Annotated in this window: 7 protein-coding genes; 2 read left to right on the forward strand and 5 right to left on the reverse strand. The window is 61.1% G+C overall.

The window, feature by feature from the left end:
* The first annotated feature begins 401 nt into the window (after window positions 1-401).
* Together IEZ03_RS36440 and IEZ03_RS36445 are read left to right on the forward strand one after the other, a co-directional pair.
* Entirely contained in the window at window positions 402-1,409 is a 1,008-nt protein-coding gene (locus tag IEZ03_RS36440; RefSeq protein ID WP_184890061.1) for a Cdc6/Cdc18 family protein, read from the forward strand.
* Window positions 1,410-1,637: 228 nt separating this feature from the next.
* Window positions 1,638-2,765 carry a hypothetical protein gene (locus tag IEZ03_RS36445; RefSeq protein ID WP_184890062.1) on the forward strand — a complete coding sequence of 376 codons (1,128 nt, stop codon included), beginning with the start codon at window positions 1,638-1,640 and terminating at the stop codon, window positions 2,763-2,765.
* Window positions 2,766-3,016: 251 nt separating this feature from the next.
* Here the strand turns inward: IEZ03_RS36445 and IEZ03_RS36450 are convergent, their stop codons facing one another.
* The 5 genes from IEZ03_RS36450 to IEZ03_RS36465 form a co-directional block, all read right to left on the reverse strand.
* Entirely contained in the window at window positions 3,017-3,643 is a 627-nt protein-coding gene (locus IEZ03_RS36450; RefSeq protein WP_229808811.1) for a DDE-type integrase/transposase/recombinase, read from the reverse strand.
* Window positions 3,640-3,813 carry a hypothetical protein gene (locus IEZ03_RS38415; protein WP_229808812.1) on the reverse strand — a complete coding sequence of 58 codons (174 nt, stop codon included), beginning with the start codon at window positions 3,811-3,813 and terminating at the stop codon, window positions 3,640-3,642. The genes IEZ03_RS36450 and IEZ03_RS38415 overlap by 4 nt, the downstream gene beginning before the upstream one ends.
* 416 nt (window positions 3,814-4,229) lie before the next feature.
* On the reverse strand, window positions 4,230-4,394 hold the full coding sequence (locus IEZ03_RS36455) for a hypothetical protein (protein ID WP_221480936.1): 165 nt from the start codon (window positions 4,392-4,394) through the stop codon (window positions 4,230-4,232).
* A gap of 262 nt (window positions 4,395-4,656) precedes the next feature.
* Complete coding sequence (locus tag IEZ03_RS36460) at window positions 4,657-4,866, reverse strand: helix-turn-helix domain-containing protein (RefSeq protein ID WP_229808813.1); 210 nt, start codon at window positions 4,864-4,866, stop codon at window positions 4,657-4,659.
* A 2-nt stretch (window positions 4,867-4,868) separates the two neighbouring features.
* Window positions 4,869-5,438 (reverse strand): hypothetical protein, encoded by a 570-nt coding sequence (locus tag IEZ03_RS36465; protein WP_184890063.1) that lies wholly within the window; start codon window positions 5,436-5,438, stop codon window positions 4,869-4,871.
* Window positions 5,439-6,416 lie beyond the last annotated feature (978 nt).

Below are 6,416 nucleotides of genomic sequence, written 5' to 3' on the forward strand. Positions count from 1 at the left end.
TCACAGCCCCATGCCAAGCCGGGCGCGAGCGCTGGGCCAGCCACGGCCCGAGCATTGCAAGCGGCGCGGCAGCGGCCTTTCCTAAGCTAGGTCCGGCCGCACGCGGCCCGTAGACCACCACCTCAGCTTGACTACGCGCACGCTTCAACGCAGACTGTACGGAGGAGTGTGCTGTAGCCTCGTTTCCTTGAGTTTCCATCAGGATCAAGGAGACGGACGTGGACGATTGACCAGCCTAGGCGCCGCCGGTCCACTGATGCGCAGTAGGTGGAGCTGGCAAGGAGCCAGGCCCCTGCGGGGAAGCACGGGCAGTCGTCAGCTGACGCCGGCGCTACTTCCATAGCTGCTTAGGCGGGGTCCCTCTTCTGAGGGCCCCCGCCTAGCTAACATGGAGAGTGGTAATGGTGATACGCATAGGCATAGGTGATGTGTTGACCTCCGAGGCCGCAGGACAGAAGACTGAAGCATTCCAGGCGCTTGTTAGTGCTGTGACTTCGTTGAGCAGCACGGAGGGGGCCCCGACGGCAAGCGAGGTGCGGCTCGAGCTCCGACGCATCACGTACAACGGATTTAATCTTAACGCCCTTGGCTATCGACGCTTTCGGGATTTCCTGACCGAAGCCGAGCAGTACGGCTATATAAACATCGACCGAGCCCGTCCCGGCGACTACTCGCTTTCTCTGGCAGGCGAGCCTCTTCCAGACGCGGAGCCAGTAAGAGAAATAAGAAGCGACCTCTGGCGAGCTTTTATTGACTGGACGCCGGGTAAGCTGCGCTTCTATGATATAGTTGAAGACAAAGCAATTGTAATTCCCGAGACTCCCGCCCCACTGGAGCCGGAGAGGTTTCGTGATGCGCGAGAGCGTATTGGGCTAGAACCATCCAAGTTCATCCCTATCTCACATATCACCCTCTCGACGCAACTAGACTGGATGCGTCAGTTCTCAATAGAGTGCAACGATGCAAGGCTAAGAGACATATTCGACTCTGCTCTGGCCGGAGATAAACCGGCTAAACTATTTCACGCTGTACTGCGAGAGGTTCCCGAACAGCGTCTTCGTTGGCGCCGGATCCTTCTTCAGCGAGTTCGAGCAGAGGTCGAAAAGTGGCGTGAAGGTAATGATGAGATAAAGGGTCTCCGGATCGACAGGACTCCTACCCACGCTGATAACCCGACTGAGCGCACCGTGGGTGAGATCTCCAGCCAATCCGAGAAGGGGTTCGTCCACTTGGTATCGCAGCTCGCGGCTGGAAGTAAGGTAAAGGGCTCGGCGGGCGGCAAAGGACCAATCTCGAGTCCGTCCGACGTTGAGACCCTTCGTTCGATGCTGCACGGCGCCATTGATCGAATGCCAATTGAAGAGCTAAAGGCGATACGGCTGCCTATCGGATACCTCCTCCAGGATTAATGTCCGGTGCACACGCTCACGGACCTCGTAGGCCATGTTCAAGATGTGAATACGGCGAGAGGCGCCTCAGGCAAGTGGCCACCCACCTACAGGCCGAGGGCAAGACTAGCCATTCCCGGAGAGAATGCACTTATCCTGCCTAGGGACGAGCAGGGCCTGCTTCCCGCCTTTGAGCACAGTGCGGCCAGGAAGGCAGCAATAAGCGACGACCAGTTTCAGAATGCTCGAATGGCGCTGTTGACACGACCATCGATCGTAATTCCTCTGAATAATCCAGGTGTTCAGGAATTAATAAACCTTGGTGCAAAGCCAGAAGCATTTCGGCACGAGAACCCTCGTTCCATTGTGATGGCAATCGCGGTCAGACTTGAAGATAACCAGATCATATATGGCGCCGGGAAGATCGTGGCGATCGAGAACGGCATTCGCATGGGAAGCACTTCACTACTTTCCCTCGATGATCAGTGGTTTGACGGCATTCAAGATCTCGAGTCTCATCTATTTACCTTTTTTCAAGGCGCGAAGCCGACATTTGAGGCGAAGCCCGAGCCAGGGGCGCAGCAATGGAGAAGAATCCTAGCCCTCTTGGGCGGAAAGCCCGATCCGGGACGACTTCCCGATGACTGGAGGCGCCAACTGCAACTTGCGGCTGGCCTACACCAGATTAAGCTTGATGTTCGAGTAAATCCAGAGGCTAACCGCCCCAAAGTAATTCACGACCTCAAGACTAGCCCGCCTGACGCCTTGCTGGTCTGGTCGGATTGGGTGGCCCATCCGGAGGCATTCCTTCAACCATATCAATCGGCTAGACCCGCAGGGTACGCAGAATTGATGGGAACTCCGGATAGGTCAATGTCGTTCGCAGACCTGGCTGCAGAACTTCGGCTCCACCTTTGGGAAATCGAAAGTAAGGTATCGAAAAAGCTCGAGATCCATCGGGTCACCACTTGGGCGGAAGCAGCCAAGGAGATCGAGAAGCTGGTAGGTCCGCATTTCTACCTGACAGATCGAGCCAGACGTATGCTCCCTAACAACCCTTACCCTAAGCCCGCTCGCATGCTTAATTTCATGCGTCGACTCTCGGAGGTTGCAGAGCGTTATCACGCTGCGTCGGGCGAAATAGGTGGAAGGCTCACTGACTTCGCCATGGAGTACCGTCAAATCGAGATAGCGCTATTCGATGGCAACCTAACTCCTCCCCCAATGACATTTGATTCAGTGACTCTACGTGCAGAGCCACACGTCAAAGTTGACGATCACAAGTCGCCCGATCAGTGTGGGCGAATCTATTTTGCAGTCGATCGATCGGCTTTTAGATTCGTTGTTGATCATATTGGCTTGCATGACTACGGGTAACGTCTGAAGCTATGACGACATATATCTATCCTGGGTAGGGCTACACGCTTTTGGGCTTTGCCCACTGCTCCCTATATTGATCCTGCTTGGTGGGGCCGACCGGGACAGGCCGCACGCCCGGTGTGGAAAATTCGGCTCCTGCCCCACGTAGCGGGCGCCTTAAGTACGTAGAGAATTTCTAATTAGGCCCGTTGGGTGTCCCATGTACGACTGACGAAGATCGCGGAGCCTGTCAAACTCGTTGAGACAGCTCATGCTGCGAGTTGTGCCTTGTTGTTCTCGGTGTTCTCGTCCTTGGGCGGTTCGTTGATCCAGGCCTTGTCGGGCAGCTTGGGCGGGATGGGCCTGCTGCGGAACCGTTCGGGGTTGGCGGTGTAGGCGGTGGCCAGGACCTCGCAGCGGCGTTGTCTGATCTTGATTGCGGTCCCGTCATGGACCGAGGCCGGGGCGTGCAGCCCGATCCCCGAATGCCGGTGCTCGTTGTTGTAGTAAGTGAAGAACGCCTCACAGAACCGTGTCGCCGCCTCGATCGAGGCGAACCGGTCGGGGAAGGCGGGGCAGTACTTCAGGGTCTTGAAGCCGACCTCAGAGTAGGGGTTGTCGTTGCTCACGTGCGGCCGCGAATGGCTGCGGGTGATGCCCAGGTCGATGAACAGCTGGGCGATGTTCTTGCTGGTCATTGACGGCCCGTTGTCGGCATGGACGTGGCCGGGCACGACCCCGCCGTTGGCGGCGAAGGCCTCCGCCATGAACGCCTCGGCGATCGCGCCGGACTCCGACTGCACCAGCTTCCAGTGCACGACCTTGCGGGAGAAGATGTCGATCATCACCAGCAGGTCGTAGTAGACGCCCTTGAACGGTCCCTTCAGCTTGGTCACGTCCCACGACCACACCTGATCCGGGCCGTCGGCGACCAGTTCGGGCTTGACGCGGGCCGGCGCAGCAGCCGGTACATGCTCGAGATCGAGCACAGGTAGGTGCCCTCGTCGATCAGCACCGCCCACACCTGGGTGGGGGACTTGTCGACGAACCGGTTCGAGCGCAGCACGGCCAGGACCGCCTCCTACTCAGCCTCGCTCAGCGCTGCCGGGTGAGGCGCCAGCCGACGATGCGGCCCCAGCGGCCGCGGCGCGGGGTTGCGCCAGCGGTAACGGGAGGCCCGATTCACTCCGGTCAGCTCGCAGGAGGCCTTGATGCCCACCAGCGATTCCATCTCCTGCTGAGCCGGATGGATCACTTCCTGGGCTCGGTGTCGGAGTCCGCGCTCTCGGAGAGCAGTTCCAAGAGCTCGTGTGCTTTTCCCAGGACTGCCAGGGCCTTCTTGGTCCTGGCGAGTTCGTCGGCCAGCCGGGCATTCTCGGCGGCGAGCTTGTCATTGGCCTTGTCGGCCTCGCTCTTGCGGGGCTTGGGGCCGGTGGACTTGGCCGCCAGGGCGTTCAGCGCCCCGGCATCACGGAGCCGCTTCTAGTCCTGGATGTGGCAGTGATACAGCCCCTCACGGCGCAGCAGTGCACCGCGGGCGCCCGGCTCGGTCAGCTGCTCCCACTCCTCCACGATCGCCAGCTTGTACTCCGGGCTGAACACCCGCCGCTTCGGTCGGCCGGCCCGAGGACCCTTCTTCTCGCCCACCACACCATCATCAGCGTGGAGATCGGCAACACTCAACGTCACGCTCGAAAGATCCCAGTCTCGCCCTACTTGTGTCACAAGAGACTAGTTCGTCCCCATGTCTCCCCTGAGTCTGACAGAGAGGGGGGACAGGTGAGCTGTGGGTTGTGACAGCGGCGTCTGGGCTTGTGTCTGCTTCAGGTGTAGCTAAGCCGAGTGGGTGTGCTGCGCTGGTGGGGCCGCCCACTCGCGAGGCCGCGAGAGGGGTTGACGATGGAGTGGATTAGGCTTCGTCCTGCTTCGCCAGCAGGCGGTGGAGGTCGGCCGTGACTACGCGGTAGCTGGTGCCGATTCGGATGACCTTGCAGGGGAAGCGGTTCTCGCGGGCCAGTTGGTAGGCGCGGGTCCGGCCGAGGCCGAGGGCGCGGGCGGCGGTCTCGATTGTGGTTGTCGTGGGGAGAGCGGCGAGTTCCTCGCGGGTCATCGGTTCCATGCTTAGGCCTCCTGGCTGTTCGAGCGGCGGGGTTGAGCGCCGGAGGGTCTGTCACTGTCGGGAGGCTGCGCGAGAAGCGTGGGATGGGTGATGGGGATCGGGAAGTCGACGGCGGCCAGTGACGCGCCGGCTCTGTCGCCGTCGTACGCCTCGTCGTGGGCGGGGGTGCCGCTCCCGGACGGGGCGGGGTGACTGTGGACGGCGTTGATCTCTGCTTGTGCTTCAGTGAGGACTGCGCAGAGGGCTTGAGCATGTCGTCGCGCATCAGCCAGTGACTGGCCGTGGCGGCTCAGGACTTCAGTGATGTCTTGGCCGTGGTCATGGCCCAGGCGTCCAGCTTGGAGCTCGCGCAGAAAGAAGCGTCCGAGCTGGTCGAGGAGCTGGTCCAAGCCGAAGGTGGCTGCACCGAGGTTGCCGAGGATGGCGTACGCGGTGGAGGGGAGAGTCAGGCCGGGTGTGCCGGCGGTGGCGTGGTTCAGGTTGCGGACATGTTCCGGCAGGGCGGCGGCGAGCCGGATTGTCTCTTGATCATCGCGGGGCGCGCCGCCAGGGTTCTGCGTTGGGTTGGCCACTCGTGGGCTCCTTGGCGAGGTTGAGTCGCTGGTTCGGGTGATGCTGGGTCACGGAGTCGTCCTTCCTGGTTGGGGTTCTGAGCAGCGAGACGCTGGCAGGTTCTTCCGGAGCGTTGCGCTCGCGGCGTCGCCTGCTCAGCGTTATCGATATTTACACTCCGTTAGTATGCGGCAGTGCTGATCATTACGCCAGGACCACGTCGCCCAGCGTGGTGCGTGTCGCGCGCTGGAGTCAGCGCGACGTGCCTCGGCGGCGAGTGGAAGCAGGCGCTGGGGTGGCGGACCTGGGGCGTTGGTGCGTGGTTGGCAGCTGCTGGTTGAGGGGGACCGGGAAGTCGGCTGCTGCGAGTCGGGCAGCGTTGTGGTCTGGGGTGTGGGGTGTCCTTGTCGCCAGCCAGGACGGAGACGGAAAGCGGGGGCTTGTACGGCAGATTCTGGTGAGCTGTTCAGCGGCTTTGCGAGCGGCTGTCGCTTGGGCGATACGTCGCTGCGTCTGCCGGAGTTCCGCGACGGCTTCGACCAGAGCGGCGATGTGCACGATGAGTTGGGATAGGGCGTGGGTGAGGCTGGGGTGGTGACTGTGGTTCAGGCGGGTGCCGATTCCTGAGTAGGCCAGTGCTCGAGCAACGGTGCGAAGGGTGCTGCCGTAGGGGGTCGGACGCGGCTGCCGTCCGTAAGGCTCGCGGGCTGCACGGTCGTAGAAGTCGGCGACATGTGTGAGTTCTTGGTTTCCGGTGATGGCCGCGGTCACGTGTAGGAGGTCGGAGGTCGCGGCGGCTAGGTCAGCGCGGACGACGGGGTCTTGGATGTGGCGCATCTGCCAGTTGGCCGTAGCGGTGGCGCGAGCAGCCTGCTGGTAGGCCGCTGACCGTTCTTGATGTGTGAGTTCTACTCCGCTCGGGCTGTATCGCCTGAGTTTTCGATGGTCAAAGGAAGGTGCATGTGGTGGGGCTGACCAGCGGTGACGGAGTTTGGGAA

It is taken from the genome of Actinomadura livida (assembly GCF_014648675.1).
GTDB lineage: Bacteria > Actinomycetota > Actinomycetes > Streptosporangiales > Streptosporangiaceae > Spirillospora > Spirillospora livida.

Bases quoted from the DNA above. Each gene is read 5' to 3' on its own strand.
- IEZ03_RS36445 (WP_184890062.1), top strand. From the start codon at position 1,638: ATGGCGCTGTTGACACGACCATCGATCGTAATTCCTCTGAATAATCCA.
- IEZ03_RS36460 (WP_229808813.1), bottom strand. From the start codon at position 4,866: ATGGAACCGATGACCCGCGAGGAACTCGCCGCTCTCCCCACGACAACC.
- IEZ03_RS36440 (WP_184890061.1), top strand. From the start codon at position 402: ATGGTGATACGCATAGGCATAGGTGATGTGTTGACCTCCGAGGCCGCA.